The 17,617-nt window shown below is 69.7% G+C and carries 15 protein-coding genes; 11 read left to right on the top strand and 4 right to left on the bottom strand.

The annotated features are described in order from the left end of the window. Positions 1 to 4: 4 nt before the first annotated feature. The 9 genes from ABD289_RS04025 to ABD289_RS03985 all read left to right on the top strand — a co-directional run bounded on the left by ABD289_RS04025 (position 5) and on the right by ABD289_RS03985 (position 10,805). Positions 5 to 553, top strand: coding sequence for an NUDIX hydrolase (locus ABD289_RS04025; protein ID WP_344126625.1), 549 nt, complete (start codon positions 5 to 7; stop codon positions 551 to 553). Next, positions 550 to 2,772 carry a DUF6049 family protein gene (locus tag ABD289_RS04020; RefSeq protein ID WP_344126622.1) on the top strand — a complete coding sequence of 741 codons (2,223 nt, stop codon included), beginning with the start codon at positions 550 to 552 and terminating at the stop codon, positions 2,770 to 2,772. The genes ABD289_RS04025 and ABD289_RS04020 overlap by 4 nt, the downstream gene beginning before the upstream one ends. A gap of 59 nt (positions 2,773 to 2,831) precedes the next feature. Then, positions 2,832 to 4,640, top strand: coding sequence for a murein biosynthesis integral membrane protein MurJ (gene murJ / locus ABD289_RS04015; protein ID WP_344126620.1), 1,809 nt, complete (start codon positions 2,832 to 2,834; stop codon positions 4,638 to 4,640). Between the two features lie 100 nt (positions 4,641 to 4,740). Then, positions 4,741 to 6,303 carry a protein kinase family protein gene (locus ABD289_RS04010; RefSeq protein WP_344126618.1) on the top strand — a complete coding sequence of 521 codons (1,563 nt, stop codon included), beginning with the start codon at positions 4,741 to 4,743 and terminating at the stop codon, positions 6,301 to 6,303. A gap of 113 nt (positions 6,304 to 6,416) precedes the next feature. Further along, complete coding sequence (gene sigM / locus ABD289_RS04005; RefSeq protein WP_344126616.1) at positions 6,417 to 7,022, top strand: RNA polymerase sigma factor SigM; 606 nt, start codon at positions 6,417 to 6,419, stop codon at positions 7,020 to 7,022. Then, complete coding sequence (locus ABD289_RS04000; protein WP_344126614.1) at positions 7,019 to 7,846, top strand: hypothetical protein; 828 nt, start codon at positions 7,019 to 7,021, stop codon at positions 7,844 to 7,846. Before sigM ends, ABD289_RS04000 begins: the two co-directional genes overlap by 4 nt. Positions 7,847 to 8,026: 180 nt before the next feature. Beyond that, positions 8,027 to 8,986: a thioredoxin-disulfide reductase gene (gene trxB / locus ABD289_RS03995; protein ID WP_344126612.1), complete on the top strand. Its 960-nt coding sequence runs from the start codon at positions 8,027 to 8,029 to the stop codon at positions 8,984 to 8,986. 54 nt (positions 8,987 to 9,040) lie between these two features. Next, a complete protein-coding gene (trxA, locus tag ABD289_RS03990; RefSeq protein ID WP_344126610.1) occupies positions 9,041 to 9,367 on the top strand; it encodes a thioredoxin in 327 nt (108 codons plus the stop codon). Positions 9,368 to 9,656: 289 nt separating this feature from the next. Beyond that, on the top strand, positions 9,657 to 10,805 hold the full coding sequence (locus ABD289_RS03985) for an N-acetylmuramoyl-L-alanine amidase (RefSeq protein WP_344126608.1): 1,149 nt from the start codon (positions 9,657 to 9,659) through the stop codon (positions 10,803 to 10,805). 367 nt (positions 10,806 to 11,172) lie between these two features. On the opposite strand, the gene ABD289_RS03980 is transcribed toward ABD289_RS03985, so the two are convergent. Continuing rightward, a complete protein-coding gene (locus tag ABD289_RS03980) occupies positions 11,173 to 11,790 on the bottom strand; it encodes a GNAT family N-acetyltransferase (RefSeq protein WP_344126606.1) in 618 nt (205 codons plus the stop codon). Between the two features lie 388 nt (positions 11,791 to 12,178). On the opposite strand from ABD289_RS03980, the gene ABD289_RS03975 reads away from it, so the two are divergent. Both ABD289_RS03975 and ABD289_RS03970 read left to right on the top strand, forming a co-directional pair. Then, complete coding sequence (locus tag ABD289_RS03975) at positions 12,179 to 13,516, top strand: aminotransferase-like domain-containing protein (RefSeq protein WP_344126604.1); 1,338 nt, start codon at positions 12,179 to 12,181, stop codon at positions 13,514 to 13,516. A gap of 88 nt (positions 13,517 to 13,604) precedes the next feature. Next, positions 13,605 to 14,549, top strand: coding sequence for a D-alanine--D-alanine ligase family protein (locus tag ABD289_RS03970; RefSeq protein WP_344126602.1), 945 nt, complete (start codon positions 13,605 to 13,607; stop codon positions 14,547 to 14,549). A 128-nt stretch (positions 14,550 to 14,677) separates the two neighbouring features. Here the strand turns inward: ABD289_RS03970 and ABD289_RS03965 are convergent, their stop codons facing one another. The 3 genes from ABD289_RS03965 to rsmG form a co-directional block, all read right to left on the bottom strand. After that, positions 14,678 to 15,700: a ParB/RepB/Spo0J family partition protein gene (locus tag ABD289_RS03965; protein ID WP_344126600.1), complete on the bottom strand. Its 1,023-nt coding sequence runs from the start codon at positions 15,698 to 15,700 to the stop codon at positions 14,678 to 14,680. Beyond that, the gene (locus ABD289_RS03960; RefSeq protein ID WP_344126597.1) at positions 15,697 to 16,593 is read right to left on the bottom strand and encodes a ParA family protein; all 897 of its coding nucleotides are present in this window, start codon (positions 16,591 to 16,593) and stop codon (positions 15,697 to 15,699) included. The genes ABD289_RS03965 and ABD289_RS03960 overlap by 4 nt, the downstream gene beginning before the upstream one ends. A gap of 89 nt (positions 16,594 to 16,682) precedes the next feature. After that, a complete protein-coding gene (rsmG, locus tag ABD289_RS03955; RefSeq protein ID WP_425564552.1) occupies positions 16,683 to 17,381 on the bottom strand; it encodes a 16S rRNA (guanine(527)-N(7))-methyltransferase RsmG in 699 nt (232 codons plus the stop codon). Between the last annotated feature and the right edge of the window lie 236 nt (positions 17,382 to 17,617).

Here is a 17,617-nt window from a genome sequence, read left to right as displayed (position 1 = left end):
GCGCATGCCCCCGTCGCCCGGCCGCTCCGGCGGTAACCAGCCGGGGCGTCGGAACCGACGCCGGCGACACAGGCTGCGAACGGTCGACGAGACCTCCGCCGGGGGACTGGTGGTGAACAGCACCGCGGGCCTCGCTGCGATCATCGGACGGGTGGACCGCAAGGGCCGGCTGCTGTGGTCGCTGCCGAAGGGGCACATCGAAGCAGGTGAGACCCCGGAGGAGACCGCGGTTCGGGAAGTCACCGAGGAGACCGGCATCATCGGCCGGGTGGTGACCGCGATCGGCACCATCGACTACTGGTTCGTCGCGGGCAACCGGCGGATTCACAAGACCGTGCACCACTACCTGCTGGATGCGGTGGGCGGCGAGCTTTCCGACGAGGACGTGGAAGTCACCGAAGTGGCCTGGGTGCCGCTGAGGGAACTGGACGAGGTACTGGCCTACGCCGATGAACGGCGGCTGGTGCGACGGGCGCTGACCGAGCGCGGCGACGGTTCCGCCGAGCGGTTCGGAGTCCGTCCGACGAGGAGTACCGGGACGGAGCCGGGGTGAGGTTTCTGCTGGCCGCGCTGGCCGCGGTGTTGGTGTGCGCGATGTTTCCGGTCCCGCAGGCGAGCGCGCAGGCCGGTAGCCCGGGCCAGTTCGACGTGACCAAGGTCACTCCCAATGTCGTGGAGCCGAGCTCTCCCGGTGAGGTCGTGGTCAGCGGGATCCTGACGAACAACGGCGACGAGCCGATCACCGACATCGAGGGCCGCATCGAAGCGGGCGACCCGCCCGCCAGCGAGCCCCAGGTGCAGCGCTACATGCGAGAGGGCCCGCCGAGCAGCCACGGCCCCGGGTTCTCCGACATCCCCGGTCGCGTCGAGCCCGGCCAGCGGCTCCCGGTGCAGATCCGCGTTCCGCTGGACCAGCTGCAGATCTCCGAGCCCGGCGTCTACCCGCTGCTGGTCAACATCAACGGCTCGGCCGACGGCCGCAGGCGGATCGCCGACGCGCAGTTCATGCTGCCGGTGACCGGTCTGCCCGGAACCCCGCCCGCGCCGCCGGCCGCGCCCACCCCGACCACGATGCTCGTGCCGATCGTCGACAAGCCGCGCCTGGAGCGCGAGGCGCTGCCGCACGGACGAGCCGTGCTCGTCGACGATCAGCTGTCCGCCGAGCTCGCCCCCGGCGGTCGCCTCTACGACCTGGTGCAGGCGGTCATCGACGGCATCCCACCGGGATCTTCGCTGGGCAACTCGCTGTGCTTCGCCATCGACCCGGACCTGCTGATCACCGCCAAGGCGATGCAGGGTGGCTACCAGGTGCGCAAGCCGGACGGCTCGCTCGTCGAGGGCATCGGCAGCAACGCCGCCGATCTGTGGCTGACCAAGCTGCGCCAGGCCGTCTCCGGCCGGTGTGTGATCCCGCTGCCCTACGCCGACGCCGACGTGGTCGCGCTCAGCCGCGCGGGGCTGCCCGACCTGGTCAAGGGCGCGCTCGACGGCGCCGACCTGATCGCGGCCAGGGACGGCCTGGACACCGAGCCGCGTGACGTGCTCTGGCCGATCGAAGGCGCGCTGTCCGGACCGCTGTCCGCCGACCTGCCCGAGACCGCGCTGCTGGACACCCGCGCGGTCGACATCCCGCCGGGCTCGCTGTCGCCGGTGAAGCTGCGCGGGCACGACATCGCCGGGGTCCCGATCGACCCGCTGCTTGCCGGGGCGCTGGACCCCAAGCTGGACACCGTGCACCAGGTCACCGCCAACTCGCCCGATCCCGGGCAGGGCACGGTGACCGCGCAGAACGCGCTGGGCGCGCTGACCTTCCGCGCCACCCAGGGCTTCATCGGCAACTCGACCTCGGTGATGGTCCCGCCGCGGCGCTGGCAGATGCGCGCCGACGACCTCGAGTCGCTGCTCTCGGGCATGCAGAAGCTGGCCGACGCGCACTTCATCGATCCGAGCCCGCTACCCCAGCCCGACCCGGCCGACCTCCCGGAGGCCGACCTGACCTACCCGGTGCAGGCGAGCAGCTCGGAGATCCCGCGCGACGTCATCAACCGGCTGGCCGCGCAGAACTACAAGGTCGGCGACCTGGCCCGGTCCTCCAGCCCGGAGTTCGCCAACCCGGTCCCGCCAGGGCGGGTGACGACGCCGCTGCGCAACGGCCTGCTGCACGCGGTGTCCAGCGCCTGGCGGGACAACCCGGGCGCGGCCTCGTACTGGGTGCGCCGCGAGACCAAGCCGATCAACGACGTGCTCGGGCTGGTGCGCATCGAGGAGTTCCCCGGCCGCACCACGCGCACCGAGTCGGACAGCCCGATCCCGGTGACGGTGGTCAACGACCTGCCGTTCAACGTCGGCATCGTCTTCCACATCCCGCCGATCCCCGGCGTGACCGTGCACCACGACTTCGGCGGCCAGTCGGCCACGGTGCCCGCCAACGGGCGACGCCAGTTCATGCTGCAAGCCGACGCCCAGCGCTCCGGTCAGTTCACCCTCGACGTGCGGCTGACCACCGAGGGCGGGACGCGGCTGGGCAATCCCAAGCGGCTGCTGATGGAGTCCACCAACTACGGCGCGATGATTCCCTGGCTGACCGGGATCGCCGGGGCCGTGCTGGTGCTGATGTCCGTGCGGCGGATCGTCAAGAAGGTCAAGGACCGGCGCAAACGCCGCGCTTCCGGAGATCCGGCGGATTCCGGCGAGGAGTCCACGGTCGAGCTGTCAGCCGTGCCGGACGATGCCCGCTCCAACACCACCGACGGTGATCGCGACCAGAGCTGAGAAGCTGTGCAGCGACACGATCGGGGCGATCGCTCCGTTGCGGGCGAAGGACTGAGGCGTTGAACCGAGAAACCGACCCCAGGCGGGGAGCGTCCCCGGACGGGCCCACCCGCCCGATCCACCCCGCAGCAAACCAGCAGGGACAGCCGCATCGGGGCTGGCACGTCGCGGAGACGCAGCCGCTGCGCGCGGTGCCCGCCGAACCGGGACCGGACCAGGCCGCCGAGCAGGCCGTCGAGCAGACCACGGTGATCCGCCCGGTCTCGCCGGGCAAGCCCTCGCTGCTCAAGGCCAGCGGCTCGATGGCGATCGCGACCCTGATCAGCCGGATCACCGGCTTCCTGTGGAAGCTGATGCTGGCCTCGGTGGTCGGCTTCGGCGTCATCAACGACTCGTTCACCGTCGCCAACACGCTGCCGAACAGCATCTTCGAGCTGCTCGTCGGTGGTGTGCTGACCAGCGTCGTGGTTCCGGTGCTGGTGCGTTCGCAGAAGAGCGACGAGGACGGCGGGCTGCGCTTCAAGCAGCAGCTGATGACGCTGGCGGTGGTGGTGCTCGGACTGGGCACGCTGATCGCCGTGGTCTGCGCCCCGCTGCTGACCTGGGTGTTCGTCACCGACTCCGACGCGTCCAACATGGACCTGGTCAACGTGCTGGCCTACCTGCTGCTGCCGCAGATCTTCTTCTACGGCATCTCCGCGCTCGCCGGGGCGATCCTGCAGGCCAAGCAGGCGTTCAGCCCGCCGGCCTGGGCTCCGGTGGTCAACAACATGGTCGTGATCGCCACCATCGGCGTCTACTGGGCGCTGCCCGGCGAGATGACGGTCAACCCGGTGTCGATGACCGACGCGCACGTGCTGACGCTGGGCGTAGGCGTGACGCTCGGCGTGTTCAGCCAGGCGCTGATCCAGGTCCCCGCGATGCGCAGCACCGGCTTCCGCTGGGGCTGGAAGTGGGGCTGGGACTCGCGGCTGAGCGAGTTCGGCGGTCTGGCGCTGTGGATGCTCGGCTACGTGGCCGTCAGCCAGGTCGGTCTGATCGCGCTGAGCCGGGTGGCCTTCGGCGCCGACGCGGGCGCGTGGTCGATCTACAACTACGTGTGGATGCTGCTGCAGCTGCCGTACGGCGTCATCGGCTTCTCGATCATGACCGCGATCCTGCCCCGGATGTCGGCGGCCGCGGCCGACGCGGACTACGCCAAGGTCATCGACGACCTGTCGCTCGGCAACCGGCTCTCGACGGTGAGCCTGATGCCGATCAGCGCGCTGATGACCGCGCTCGGCGTGCCGCTGGCGCTGTCGCTGTTCGCGCTGCGCGGCTCCACCGGCTCGGCGACGACGCTCGGCATCGCGCTGGCCGTCTCGGCCTTCGGGGTGCTGCCCTACGCGCTGACGCTGATGCAGATGCGCACGTTCAACGCGCTCAGCGACGCCCGCACCCCGACGCTGATCATGGTCGTGATGACCGTGGCCAAGGTGCTGCTCGCCGTGGTGGTCGCCTGGACGCTGCCGCACGAGACCGTGGTCTACGGGCTGACCTTCGTCAACTCCGCCACCTTCGTGGTCGGCTGGCTGGTCGGCGAGATGTGGCTGCGCCACCGGCTCGGACCGCTCGGGAGTTCCCGGTTCCTCAAGACTCTCGGCAAGTCGCTGATCGCCTCGACGATCGGCGGCTTCGCCGCTTGGGGCGTGTCGCAGGGCATCGACGCGCTGATCCCCGGACCGGCCGGAGCCGGAACCGGTTGGCTGCAGCTGCTCGCGGGCAGCGCGGTCGGCTTCGCCGTGATCTTCGGAGTGATGTCGATACTGCGAGTGGCGGAATTGCAACCCGCCATCGGGCGCGTCACCGGTTTGCTACGTCGTGGCTGACATTCGCGTCACGTACCCTCGACGCAGAAGTCTCCTTCCGTGAGGGAGCACGGGTGTATCCAAAACCCCTAGGCGGACCGGAAGGAGCGGGAGAGGGAAGGTGACGAGCAAACCCACCGAGCAGATCTCGAACGAAGACGACGAACCGGGCGCCGACGCCGGGGCGGCGCTGACGCCGGGCCGCGTGCTGGACCACGGCCGATACCGGCTGCTGTCCCAGGTCGGCGCGGACGACCGCTGCGACGCCCAGCTGTGGCGTGCCAAGGACGGCGTGCTGGGCCGCGACGTGGCGCTGACCATCCTCGTCGGGGACCGGTCGGACGCCGAAGCGGCCAACAACGCGCGACGCACCCTGGAACGTGCGATGCACGCCAGCACGTTCAACCACATCGGCGTCGCGCGGGTGCTCGACGTCGTCACACCGTCCAACACCGACCCGGCAGGCGTTCTCGGCCTGGTGATCTCCGAGTGGACCCACGGCACCGACCTGCTCGACCTGGTCGCCGAGGGCCCGTTGCCGCCCGGCACGGCGGCCCGGTTGATGCAGCCGCTGGCGGCGGCCGTCGAGGCGGCGCACCACGCGGGGCTGGTGCTGGGCGCCGATCACCCGCAGCGCATCCGGGTCACCCCGGACGGCGACGTGCGGATGGCCTTCCCGGGTCCGCTCGCGCACGCCACCTCCAGCGACGACGTGCGCGGCCTCGGCGCCGCGCTGTACCTGCTGCTGAGCGGCCGCTGGGCGCTCGGCGACGCGCCCGAAGGCCTGCCCACCGCACCCACCGGCCCGGACGGCGACCTGGTCGCGCCGCGCACGCTGCGCCCGACCGTGCCGATGGAGCTGTCCACCGTCGCGGTGCGCGCGCTGGGCACCCCGGACTCCACCGGCACCACCGGCGGAGTGCGGACCGGCGCGGCCGTGCTGCGCGTGCTCGAGCAGTACGCCACGTACGATCCTCCGGCCCAAGCCACCAGCGGGGACACCGCGACCGTCGACGCCGGTGAGGTGTGGCGCCGCGAGGATCCGCGGCCGGACAAGAGGACTCGCAAGAAGCTGATGATCAGCGTGGGGGTGCTCGCCGCGGCCACCATCCTGGTGATCGGGTGGATCGCGGTCGGCGTGATCGGCATCTTCACCGAGACCGACGGGGGCGGAACCGGCACCGTGATCAGCGGTGATGAGCCGTCCGAGGAGCAGTCGTCGCAGGCTCCGCCGCCCGCGACTCCGGTGGGCATCACCGACGGCGTCTCCTACACCGTCAAGGGCGAGCCGGACGCGCCGACGAGCATCCCGCACCTCTACGACGGCGATCCGAGCACCGACTGGTCGACGTACAACTACTTCCAGCAGCTCGGCCCGAACGGAATCAACACCGGCACCGGTGCCGTGCTGACGCTGGATCACCCGACGGTCGTGCAGGAAGTCGTGATCAACTCGCCGAGCCCGGGCACCCAGGTGGAGATCCGCCAGGTCGAGGGCTCGCCGAGCATGGACTCCAAGCTGCTGGGGTCGGGCAAGCTCAACGCGGGCGAGACCCCGATCAAGGTGAACGCGGCCGCGCCGAGCAGCAAGATCCTGGTGGTCCTGACCAAGCTCGCGCCCGCCGACGGCGGCAACTTCGCGTCCAAGATCAACGAGATCAAGGTGACCGGTAGCGCGGGCTGATCCGCGCTCGCACGCCCCCTCGTCGCTGGTCGGCGAGGGGGCGTAGCGTCGCGGCCGGGCGGTGGCCACGGGCGCTTCCCGGGCGGTGTGCACGATCAGTAAGGTCTTGGACCGTGTCTGCCCCCGCCGCATCCGATGCCGAGCTCATCGCGGCGCACAACAACGGAGACCCGCACGCGTTCTCCGAGCTCTTCCGCCGACATAGAGATCGGCTGTGGGCTGTTGCGCTGCGCACCACGCGCGACCCCGACGAGGCCGCCGACGCGCTGCAGGACGCGATGATCTCGGCCTTTCGCAACTCCGCGTCGTTCCGGGCCGAATCGCGGGTCACCACCTGGCTGCACCGCATCGTGGTCAACGCCTGCCTGGACCGGATCCGCCGCCGCCAGGCCCGGCCCACCGTGCCGTTCCCGGAGAACGGGCCGGAACCGGCGGCTCCCCGCGACTCGATCGCCGATCAGGACACCAGGATGGCGGTGCAGGACGCGCTCGCCGAGCTCCCGGAGGAGCAGCACGCACCGATCGTGCTCGTCGACGTGCACGGCTACTCGGTGTCCGAAGCCGCCCGCCTCCTCGGCATCGCCGACGGCACGGTCAAGAGCCGCTGCGCGCGTGGTCGAGCGAAGCTCGCGAAAACTCTGGGGCATCTGCGGAACCCGAGTGCAGATGCGAACGTCCCAGATGACGCGATGGTCATGCGTCGACGGGAGGGACGATGAGTGGGGAGTACCGGCGCGCGGGCGCGCCGCAGGGGCCACCGTCCCTGGAGGAGCTGGCCGATCTGCACGCGGGGGCGCTGGACGAGCAGGCGGCCGCCGAACTGCGCCGGCGAGTCGACGCCGACCCCGAGGCCCGCGAGACGCTGGCCGCGCTGGACGCCACCAGCGCCGAACTGGGCGACCTGCCACCGCTGACCATGCCCGCCGACGTCTCGGGCCGCATCGAGGACGCGCTGGCCCAGGAGGTCCGCAACCGGACCCCGCAGCAGCCCGTCGCCCCGCACCAGCAGGTTCCCGGGCAACCGGCCCCCGCGCAGCAGCCCGCCACCGGCGGGCAGGTGGTGGACTTCGCCGCCGCCAAGCGGCGCCGCAACCAGCGGTGGGCCCTGGGAGCGGGCTTGGCCGGCGTGGCCGCCGCGGCCGCCGCCGTGGTCTTCGCCGTGCTGCCCGGCACCGGTCAGCAGGACCAGACGGCGCTTCCCGGCCAGCAGCCCGGCGGGAACTCGGCGCCCGCGAACCCGCCGATGGCCCTGCGAGGCGATCAGGTCCAGCTCAATGGCGAACAGTTCTCGCAGGTCATGAAGTCCGATCAGTACCTGCGGTCGTTGAACGACCCGCAGCGGCTGATCAGCTGCCTGCAGGCCAACGGCGTCTCCGGTGGCAAGCCGATGGGCGCCAAGGAGATCACGCTCAACGGGCAGCGCGCTCAGCTGCTGATCCTGCCCGATGGCGGGATCGGGAAGTTCCGCCTCCTGACGGTCGGCCCTGGCTGCGGCCAGGGCAATCCGGCGACCCTGTCGGACAGCACCTTCGGGGGTTCCTGACCGGACCAGCGGCACGGCACACCACGAGACCCCGGCTCTCACCATGTGGGAGATGGCCGGGGTCTTGTGCCATGCGGCACCGCATCCGGCTGATCGGGAACACCGGCGAATAGGATCGCGTTGATTCGAATGCCGTCGCGCGAGCAGCGCGGCGCACACGCTTACGACGGAAGGGGCGCGGTGACTGGCGACGTCCGCAACGTGATCATTGTCGGTTCTGGTCCGGCCGGCTACACCGCAGCGGTGTACGCGGCCCGGGCCGAGCTGGAGCCGCTGATCTTCGAGGGGTCCCAGTTCGGGGGCGCCCTGATGACCACCACCGATGTGGAGAACTACCCGGGCTTCAAGGACGGGATCATGGGTCCCGACCTGATGGAGCAGATGCGCTCGCAGGCCGCCCGCTTCGGGGCCGATCTGCGCCCGAACGACGTCGAGCGCGTCGACCTCTCCGGCGAGGTCAAGACCGTCGTCGTCAACGGTGTCGAGCACCGGGCCCACGCGGTCATCCTGGCGATGGGCGCCGCGCCCCGCTACGTGGGCGCGCCGGGCGAGGAGAAGCTGCTCGGCCACGGCGTGTCCTCGTGCGCCACCTGCGACGGGTTCTTCTTCCGCGATCACGACATCGCCGTGATCGGCGGCGGTGACTCCGCGATGGAGGAGGCCACCTTCCTGACCAAGTTCGCCAGGTCGGTGACGATCATCCACCGCCGCGAGGAGTTCCGCGCGTCCAAGATCATGCTGGAGCGCGCCCGCGCCAACGAGAAGATCAAGTGGCTGACCAACAAGACCGTCGACGAGGTCCAGGGCGACGGCAAGGTCAGCGGCCTGAAGCTGCGCGACACCGTCACCGGGGAGCACTCCGAGCTGGACGTGAGCGGCATGTTCGTGGCCATCGGGCACGACCCGCGCAACGAGCTGATCAAGGGCCAGCTCGAGCTGGACGCCGAGGGCTACGTGCAGGTCCAGCAGCCGTCCACGCACACCGGCGTCCCGGGCGTCTTCGCCTGCGGTGACCTGGTGGACCACACCTACCGGCAGGCCATCACCGCCGCCGGTTCCGGTTGCTCCGCCGCCATCGACGCCGAGCGCTGGCTGGCCGAGCACGCCCACGCCGCCGAGACCGCGGCCGTCGGCAACTGACTCCGAGCCCGCACCGGGCTCAGCGCACACCTACCCCCCGAAAAGGAGATGATCATGGCCGACAACACCGTGACCGTGGACGCCGATTCCTTCAAGAGCAAGGTCCTCGACAGCGACAAGGTCGTGCTCGTCGACTTCTGGGCCACCTGGTGCGGCCCGTGCAAGATGGTCGCCCCGGTCCTCGAGGAGATCGCCGAGGAGCACTCCGACAAGCTGACCGTCGCGAAGCTGGACATCGACCAGAACCCCAGCGTCTCCCGCGACTACCAGGTCATGTCGGTGCCGACCCTGCTGGTCTTCCAGGGTGGTCAGCCGGTCAAGCAGATCGTCGGCGCCAAGCCGAAGGCCGCGCTGCTCGACGACCTGTCCGACTTCCTGTGAATTAGGACTCCTCGTAGGGCAACCCAATAACGCGAACCCGCCGTCTCATCGATAGATGCGGACGGCGGGTTCGTCGTTTCTACCCACTCGGCGGGGTCGGCCGCACACGTCCTGTTGTCGCAGTTGAGCCCGGTGGGCGTAGGCCGCAGCGCCGGGGTCCGGAACGCAAGGCACAATGACCCGTCGGGACCACACGTTCGTGGCCCGTCCACGCAGAAACGGAGTCGGGGCTCTCCCGACCATCCTCCGCGCCGGAATGGAACCGGCGCCTGAATCGAGCGAGGAGTGCATGCAGCTGCTCCACCGCGGTGACGTCGGTCCGGCCGTTGCCGAGATCAGGAACACCCTCGAGGCGCTGGGTCTGCTGCCTGCCACCGACCGGTCCGGCCAGGCCGTCTTCGACGAAACGGTGGAACAGGCGGTACGTGGTTTCCAACAGCAGCGCGGGCTGATCACCGACGGCATCGTCGGCCCGGCCACCTACCGGGCGCTGACCGACGCTCGCTGGCGACTCGGCGACCGCTCGCTGGCGTTCATGGTCTCCAAGCCCATCAGCGGCGATGACGTGTTCGCGCTGCAGGAGCGGCTGCTCGAGCTGGGCTACGACGCCGGCCACCCGGACGGGATCTTCGGCCAGGAAACCGAGCAGGCCCTGCGCAGCTTCCAGCGCGACTACGGGCTCAACTCCGACGGCATCTGCGGGCCCGGCACGCTGCGCGCGCTCAAGCAGCTGGCTCCGAAGGTCCGCGGCGGCCGCCCGGTGTTCCTGCGCGAGCAGGAGAAGGTGCGCCGCTCGGGGCCCCGGCTGCGCGGCAAGCGCATCGTCATCGACCCCGGCCACGGCGGCACCGATCGCGGCGTGTGCGTCGGGGACAACTGCGAGGCGGAGCTGACCTGGGACCTCGCCCGCAGGCTCGAGGGCCGGATGGTCGCCACCGGGATGGAGGCGCTGATCACCCGCGGGCCCAACGCCTGCCCGGCGGACTCCGACCGCGCCACCTTCGCCAACGAGGCCGGCGCCGACATGTTCCTGTCGCTGCACATCGACTCGAACCCCTCGCCGCGGGCCGAGGGCGTGGCGAGCTTCCACTTCGGCACCGGCAACGGCACCACCTCGAACGTCGGGGAGGCGCTGGCCGGCTTCCTGCAGCGCGAGATCGCGGCCCGCACCGGCATGCGCAACTGCGGCAGCCACCCCAAGACCTGGGACGTCCTGCGGCTGACCAAGATGCCCGCCGTCCGCATGGAGATCGGTTACCTCACCAACGAGCTGGACCGCACCCGGCTGCTCGACCCGTCGTTCCGGGACGTGGTCGCCGAGGGCCTGCTGGTAGCGGTCAAGCGGCTCTACCTGCTGGGCAAGGACGATCAGCCGACGGGCACCTTCACCTTCGACGACCTCCTGCGCCACGAGCTGGCCCGCGCAGAAGGCGCGTAAGGCGTACGCAGCCAGCGCCCGCGAGTCGTTCCGCGCAGAGCTACACCGCGGGCACGCACGGCCAAGCACGGCTCACGGCCTCAGCCCGGCGACAGCCGCTGTTCAAGTGGTCGCGGCGACAGCCACTGTTTCAAGTGTGGGACTCAACCGGCACCGCTGGGGGTTCTGACGTCGTGTGGCGAGGACCTCCGCGACGCCGCGGAGGTGGCTACTCAAGGAGCGGATCCCGCAGCCACACGGCGCGTCAGGTTCCCTACCCGCACCGGCCAGCAAACCGACCACCGGAGCAAAAAGAACCACCCAAGCCCCACGCACGGCGAGCCGAAATCGGCTACTCGCACCGGCCCGCAAGCCCCAAACCAGAAAACTACCGAGCGGGTTCCGCCGTTTTGATGGTCACGGAGGACAGCAGGCGTTCCAGTGCCGCCTCGACGTCCTCCTTCCAGGAGATGGCGGTGCGCAGCTCCAGCCGCATGCGCGGCCACTTGGGGTGCTGCCGGACCGTCTTGAAGCCGACCTTCTGCAGGAAGCCCGCCGGGATCACGCAGGACCCGGCCTCCTCGGTCAGGTCTCCGAAGGCCTCAATCGCCTTCACACCGCGTCGAGTGAGGTCCTTGGCCACGTTCTGCACGAGGACCCGTCCCAAGCCGCCCTCGGCGAACTCAGGCTGCACGTGGAGGGCGGTGAGCAGAATGGCGTCTGCGCTGACCGGAGCGGTCGGGAAAGCGGCGGCACCGGGAACGGCGGCCGGGGGAGCGTAGACCGCATATCCGGCGGGTACGTCGTCGACGTAGATGATCCGGCCGCAGGAGCCCCACTCCAGCAGCATGCTGGAGACCCAGGCTTCCTTCTCCAGCTCCGTTTCGCCGAACTCCTCGGCCTGCTCCCGGATGTGCGGTGCCAGCTCCCAGTAAACGCACCGGCGGCAGCGCGGGGGCAGGTGGTCGAGGTTGTCCAGCGTGACGCCGACGACGCGTCGCGACACCTGACCTCCTGGCAACCCTCGTGAACCCGCGCCCGGAAGACGGGCGCCGCGACCAGAATAAGGTCCCGCGCACCCTCACCGGAAGCACCGCTGCGTCCACGCACCACCTCGATGGAGTGAGATCACACGTGCCGCGCGGGAGGAGCGCGGTTTCACGTGAAACGTGCGGCGGTCCCCACCGCACGACGCCCGCACCGAGAGCCCCGCGAGCGGCGCGGTGGCCCGCTGCCGCCCCAGCTGCCACCACGCGGAACGCGCGCGCGACCAGCAGACTGGGAGGTGCCTGTTACATCGGCGCTACCAACGAGCGATAGGGCCTATAGAATCGCCCAACCGTCCGCGCGAGCCAACGGGCGGTGTGAAGCGCACGACGAAACCGGAGCGCGATATGTCGGAGCACGGAAATCAGCCGGCCACGCCGGAACAGCCCGCGGAGAACAGCGTCCGCAACCTCGACGCCTACCGAGCGGCCTACGCCGAGCGGACCGCAGGGATGACCGCCTCCGAGATTCGAGCTCTCTTCGCCGTCGCCAGCCGCCCCGAGGTGGTCTCGCTGGCGGGTGGCATGCCCAACCTCGCCGCGCTGCCGCTCGACTCGATCGGCGGCGAGGTCGCCCGGCTGATCGCCGAGGACGGCCAGGTCGCGCTGCAGTACGGATCGGCGCACGGCGTTCCGGAACTGCGCGAGCAGATCTGCGACGTGATGGCCCTGGAGGGCATCACCGCCCACCCGGACGACGTGGTGGTCACCGCGGGCTCCCAGATGGGCCTGGACATGATCACCCGGATCTTCTGCGACCCCGGTGATGTCATCCTCGCCGAGGGCCCGTCCTACGTCGGCGCGCTGGGCTCCTTCGGGGCCTACCAGGCCGAGATCGTGCACGTCGCGATGGACGACGACGGGCTGCAGCCGGACGCGCTGCGCGAGGCCATCGCCGAGGTGCAGCAGCAGGGCAAGCGGATCAAGTTCCTCTACACGATCCCGAACTTCCACAACCCCGGTGGCATCACGCTGGCCCCCGAGCGCCGACCGCAGATCCTGGAGATCTGCAAGGAGGCGGGCATCCTCGTGATCGAGGACAACCCGTACGGGCTGCTCGGCTTCGACGGCAAGCCGTACCAGGCGCTGCGCAGCATGGACGCCGACAACGTGGTCTACCTCGGGTCCTTCTCCAAGACCTTCGCCTCGGGCCTGCGGGTCGGCTGGGTGCTGGCCCCGCTGGCCATCCGGGAGAAGCTGGTGCTCACCGCCGAGTCGGCGACGCTGTGCCCGCCCACGCTCACCCAGATGATCGTGAGCCGCTACCTGAGCACGCACGACTGGCAGGGCCAGATCAAGATCTTCCAGGAGCAGTACCGGGAACGCCGGGACGCGATGATGGCCGCCCTCGATCAGTACATGCCGGAGGGTTGCACGTGGACCAAGCCCGACGGCGGCTTCTTCGTCTGGCTGACCGCGCCGGAGGGCGTGGACACGAAGGCGATGCTGCCGCGCGCGGTCACCCAGCGCGTGGCATACGTTTCGGGCACCGGGTTCTACAAGAACGGCTTCGGCAGCAGGCAGATGCGGCTGTCCTTCTGCTACCCGACGACGGATCGGATCCGGGAGGGCGTGCGCAGGCTCGCCAACGTGCTGACCGAGGAGATGGAGCTGGTCCGCACCTTCGGTACCGTTCCGCAGCGGAGCGTCCCGGGCCCGCAGGCGCCATCCCCCGACACCGCCTGAGTCGGCCGAACACGTACCGGTCCACTGCGCTCCTCGTGCGGGCGCAGTGGACTTCAATGTTTACAAGTCCTTAGAGGTGTTTCGAGAAGTGTCTGATCGCTGGGTTGCTGTCCTCGCAGGCGGGCTGTCACACGAGCGCGATGTCTCGCTGCGTTCGGGCCGCCGACTGTCCGCCGCACTGCGTTCCACGGGAATGACGGTGGCCGAGTGGGACGCGGACGAACAACTGCTCTCCCGCCTCACCGAGGAGCGCCCGGACGCGGTCGTGATCGCGCTGCACGGGGGCGAGGGGGAGAACGGCTCGGTGCAGACGCTGCTCGAGATGCTCGACATCCCCTACGTGGGCACCGGTTCGCACGCCTGCCGGCGCGCCTGGGACAAGCCCACGGCCAAGGCCGAGCTGGCTCGTGCCGGGCTGACCACTCCGGACTGGGTGGCTTTGCCGCACAGCACCTTCCGCGAGCTGGGCGCCCAGTCCGTGCTGGACGCGCTGGTCGCCAAGCTCGGACTGCCGCTGATGCTCAAGCCGGACCAGGGCGGCTCCGGGCTGGGCGCCCAGGTGGTGACCGACGCCGCGGACCTGCCGTCGGCGATGGTCGGCGCGCTGTCCTACGGCGACGCGGTTCTGGTGGAGAAGTTCATCGAAGGCACCGAGGTGGCCATCACGGTGATCGAGGGCGAGCAGGGGCCGGAAGCCCTTCCCGCGGTGCAGATCGAGACCGCCGACGGGGTCTACGACTACACCGCCCGCTACACCGCCGGACTCACCAGCTACCGGGCCCCGGCGGACATCGGCGACGACGCCGCGGCCGCGGCGGGGGAGCTGGCGATCGCCGCGCACCGGCTGCTGGGGCTGCGCGACGTGTCGCGCACCGACGCCATCATCGACACCAACGGCGTGCCGCACTTCCTCGACGTGAAGGTCTCGCCGGGACTCACCGAGACCTCGCTGATGCCGATGGGCGTCGAGGCGGCCGGCCGATCGCTCGGCGACACCTACGCCTCGCTCGTCGAGCGGGCGATGAAGCGCTAGCGTCGTTTCACGTGAAACGAAGAGCGGCCCGGCCTCCGCAGGGGAGGCCGGGCCGCTCTTCTAGTTCAGACCTCAGCGCTCGTCTTCGGCGACGAGAGTGATCGTCACCGTGACGAAAGGCCCCTGTGTCATTCTTCGTGGATTCCGCGGGCCTTTTCGCCCAACATCATCTCCGCGATGCGCTCCAGATCGTCCACCGAGCCGTACTCCAGAACGATCTTTCCCTTCCGGCGTCCACGTTCAACCTTCACCCGAGTGTCGAAGTGATTCGACAGCCGATCGGCCAGCCGATCGAAGCCGGGGGCTTCCACCTGAGGCTTGGCCGGCTTCGACTTGGCCGGAGCCTCCGACTTCTTCAGCGTCACCTGCTCCTCGGTCGCCCGGACGGAGAGTCCTTCCGCGACGATCCGCTTCGCCAGATCCTCCTGATGACCGACGTCCTCCAGGCCGAGCAGCGCGCGGGCGTGCCCGGAGGAGAGGACACCGACGGCGACCCGGCGCTGCACCTCGAGGGGGAGCCGGAGCAGGCGGATCGTGTTGGTGATGACCGGGCGGCTGCGACCGATCCGATCGGCCAGTTCATCGTGAGTGACGCCGAACTCGTCGAGCAGCTGCTGATAGGCAGCGGCCTCTTCGAGCGGGTTGAGCTGCACGCGGTGGATGTTCTCCAGCAGCGCGTCCCGCAGCAGCGCGTCGTCCTTGGTCTCTCGGACGATCGCCGGGATGAACTCCAGTCCCGCCAGCTGCGAAGCACGCCACCGGCGTTCACCCATGATGAGCTCGAACCGGTCCGGCTCGTCGAGCTCCCGCACCACGATCGGCTGCATGAGGCCGAACTCGCGGATGGAGTGCTGCAGCTCCTGCAGCGCGTCCTCGTCGAAGACCTGGCGCGGCTGCTTCGGGTTCGGCGTGATCGATGCGATCGCGATCTCGCGGTAGGTCGCACCGGCCACCGAACCGCCCTCGGTTTCACGTGAAACCGAGGGTTCTTCCTCCGGGGGTGCCGGAGTGGGGGACGGGGCACTCGGCACGTCGCCACCGCGCACCTGCCCCGCATCCGCACTCAGCGTGGCGCCGTCGGCGCCCGACGGCGGACCGTTCGGGATCAGTGCGGCGATACCGCGGCCAAGACCACCTCGTCGCTCGGTCATGCTGTCGTCCTTTCGACACCCCGCTCCGCGATCTCTCGCGCTGCATCCAGGTAACTCATGGAACCCCGAGAACCGGGGTCGTAGGTCAGCACCGTCTGGCCGAAGCCCGGTGCCTCCGAAATCTTGACACTACGCGGGATGACCGTGCGAAGGGCCAGATCGCCGAAGTGATCCCGCACCTCCGCGGTCACCTGGTCCGCCAGCTTGGTGCGCCCGTCGTACATGGTCAGCAGAATCGTCGAGACCCACAGCGCGGGGTTGAGGTGCGACTGCACCAGCTCGATGTTGCGCAGCAGCTGCCCGAGCCCTTCCAGCGCGTAGTACTCGCACTGGATGGGGATCAGCACCTCGTGCGCGGCCACCAGAGCGTTCACCGTGAGCAGGCCGAGCGACGGCGGGCAGTCCACGAAGACGTAGTCGTAGCCGAGCTCGTTGACCGAGTCGGAGTTCAGAGCCTCCTTCAGCCGGCCCTCCCGGGCCACCATCGTGACGAGCTCGATCTCCGAACCGGCCAGGTCGATGGTCGCGGGCACGCACCACAGGTTCTCGGACTGCGTCGACTGCGCGGCGGCATCGCCGACCGCGGTCTCGCCCAGCAGCACCTCGTAGATCGAGGGGACTCCGGCGCGGTGCTCGACGCCGAGCGCGGTGCTCGCGTTGCCCTGCGGGTCGAGGTCGATCACCAGCACCTTGAGCCCGTGGACCGCCAGCCCCGCTGCGAGGTTCACCGTGGACGTCGTCTTGCCGACGCCGCCCTTCTGATTCGCCACCGTGATGATGCGGCGATTGTTGGGGCGGGGGAGGTCCAGCTCTTCCGGGTGCAGCACGCGGGTGGCGCGCTGGGCTTCCTCCATGATCGGGGTCCAGCCGATGTCGTCCCGACCGAAGCTCATCGACTCCGATTCCGGGCCCGACGGGAATCGCATCGCGCCCATCGCGCGCTTCGACCCCTTCGTTTCACGTGAAACCCCGTTTGAGTCCGTCACCGTCCACGATCCTTTCTCGCTCGACGTGCACCCTCACGACGTCGACCGGACGCTTTTCGGGTCGCCGCGACCCGTTCCACAACAACCACGGTCGTCGGCACCTCCAGGGAGCCGACTCCGCATTGGACAACTTCACCGCGGCCGCCACCGGCCGCCGCGATCGCCGCTTCGTCCCGCTGCAGTTCTTCGGCCGCGCTCTCGCCCTTCATCGCGAGGAGCTTGCCGTCCTGCCGCAGCAGGGGGAGGCACCACTTCGCCAACCGTTCCATCGGAGCGACGGCGCGCGCGGTTACGACATCGGAGCCGGCCAACCGTTCGCGCACCGGGCCCTCCTCGGCACGACCTCGCTGCACCTCGGCGGTGAGCGACAACTCGGTGATGACTTCCTGCAACCAGGCCACCCGTCGAGCCATCGGCTCCAACAAGGTGAGGGTCAGGTCCGGGCGAGCGATCGCCAGCGGGATGCCCGGGAGCCCCGCCCCAGAGCCTACGTCCACAACCCGGCTTTTCGGTGGGAGCAACTCCGCAAGAACCGCAGAGTTCAGCAGATGTCTTTCCCAGAGCCGGTCCAATTCCCGCGGGCCGATGAGTCCGCGCTGGATTCCGTGCTCCTGGAGCAGCTCGTGTAACCGCTCGGCGAGCTCCAAGCGATCACCGAATACGTCCCGCGCCGACTCCGGCGCACCTCCGGTCAAGACATTCACCCCGTCGTTTCACGTGGAACAAGGACTTCGCACCCAGACTGCCGGATCGCGATCCGGCGTCGAGCACCAACCCTCGTTTCACCTGAAACGCAACCGAACGGGCGCGAGCGGCCCGCGGTTCCCATTCGGTCGCAGCACCCATTCAGCCAGACCAGGGTTGCAGAAGGGTTTCACGTGAAACCCGCGGCGGACACAAGCCGGAGATGAGGCGGGGGAGACCTGTCGAC

It is taken from the genome of Saccharopolyspora halophila (assembly GCF_039531955.1).
Taxonomy (GTDB): Bacteria; Actinomycetota; Actinomycetes; order Mycobacteriales; family Pseudonocardiaceae; genus Saccharopolyspora; species Saccharopolyspora halophila.
The sequence above is the reverse complement of the archived record's forward strand: the minus strand, read 5'-3'. Positions and strand labels throughout refer to the sequence as shown.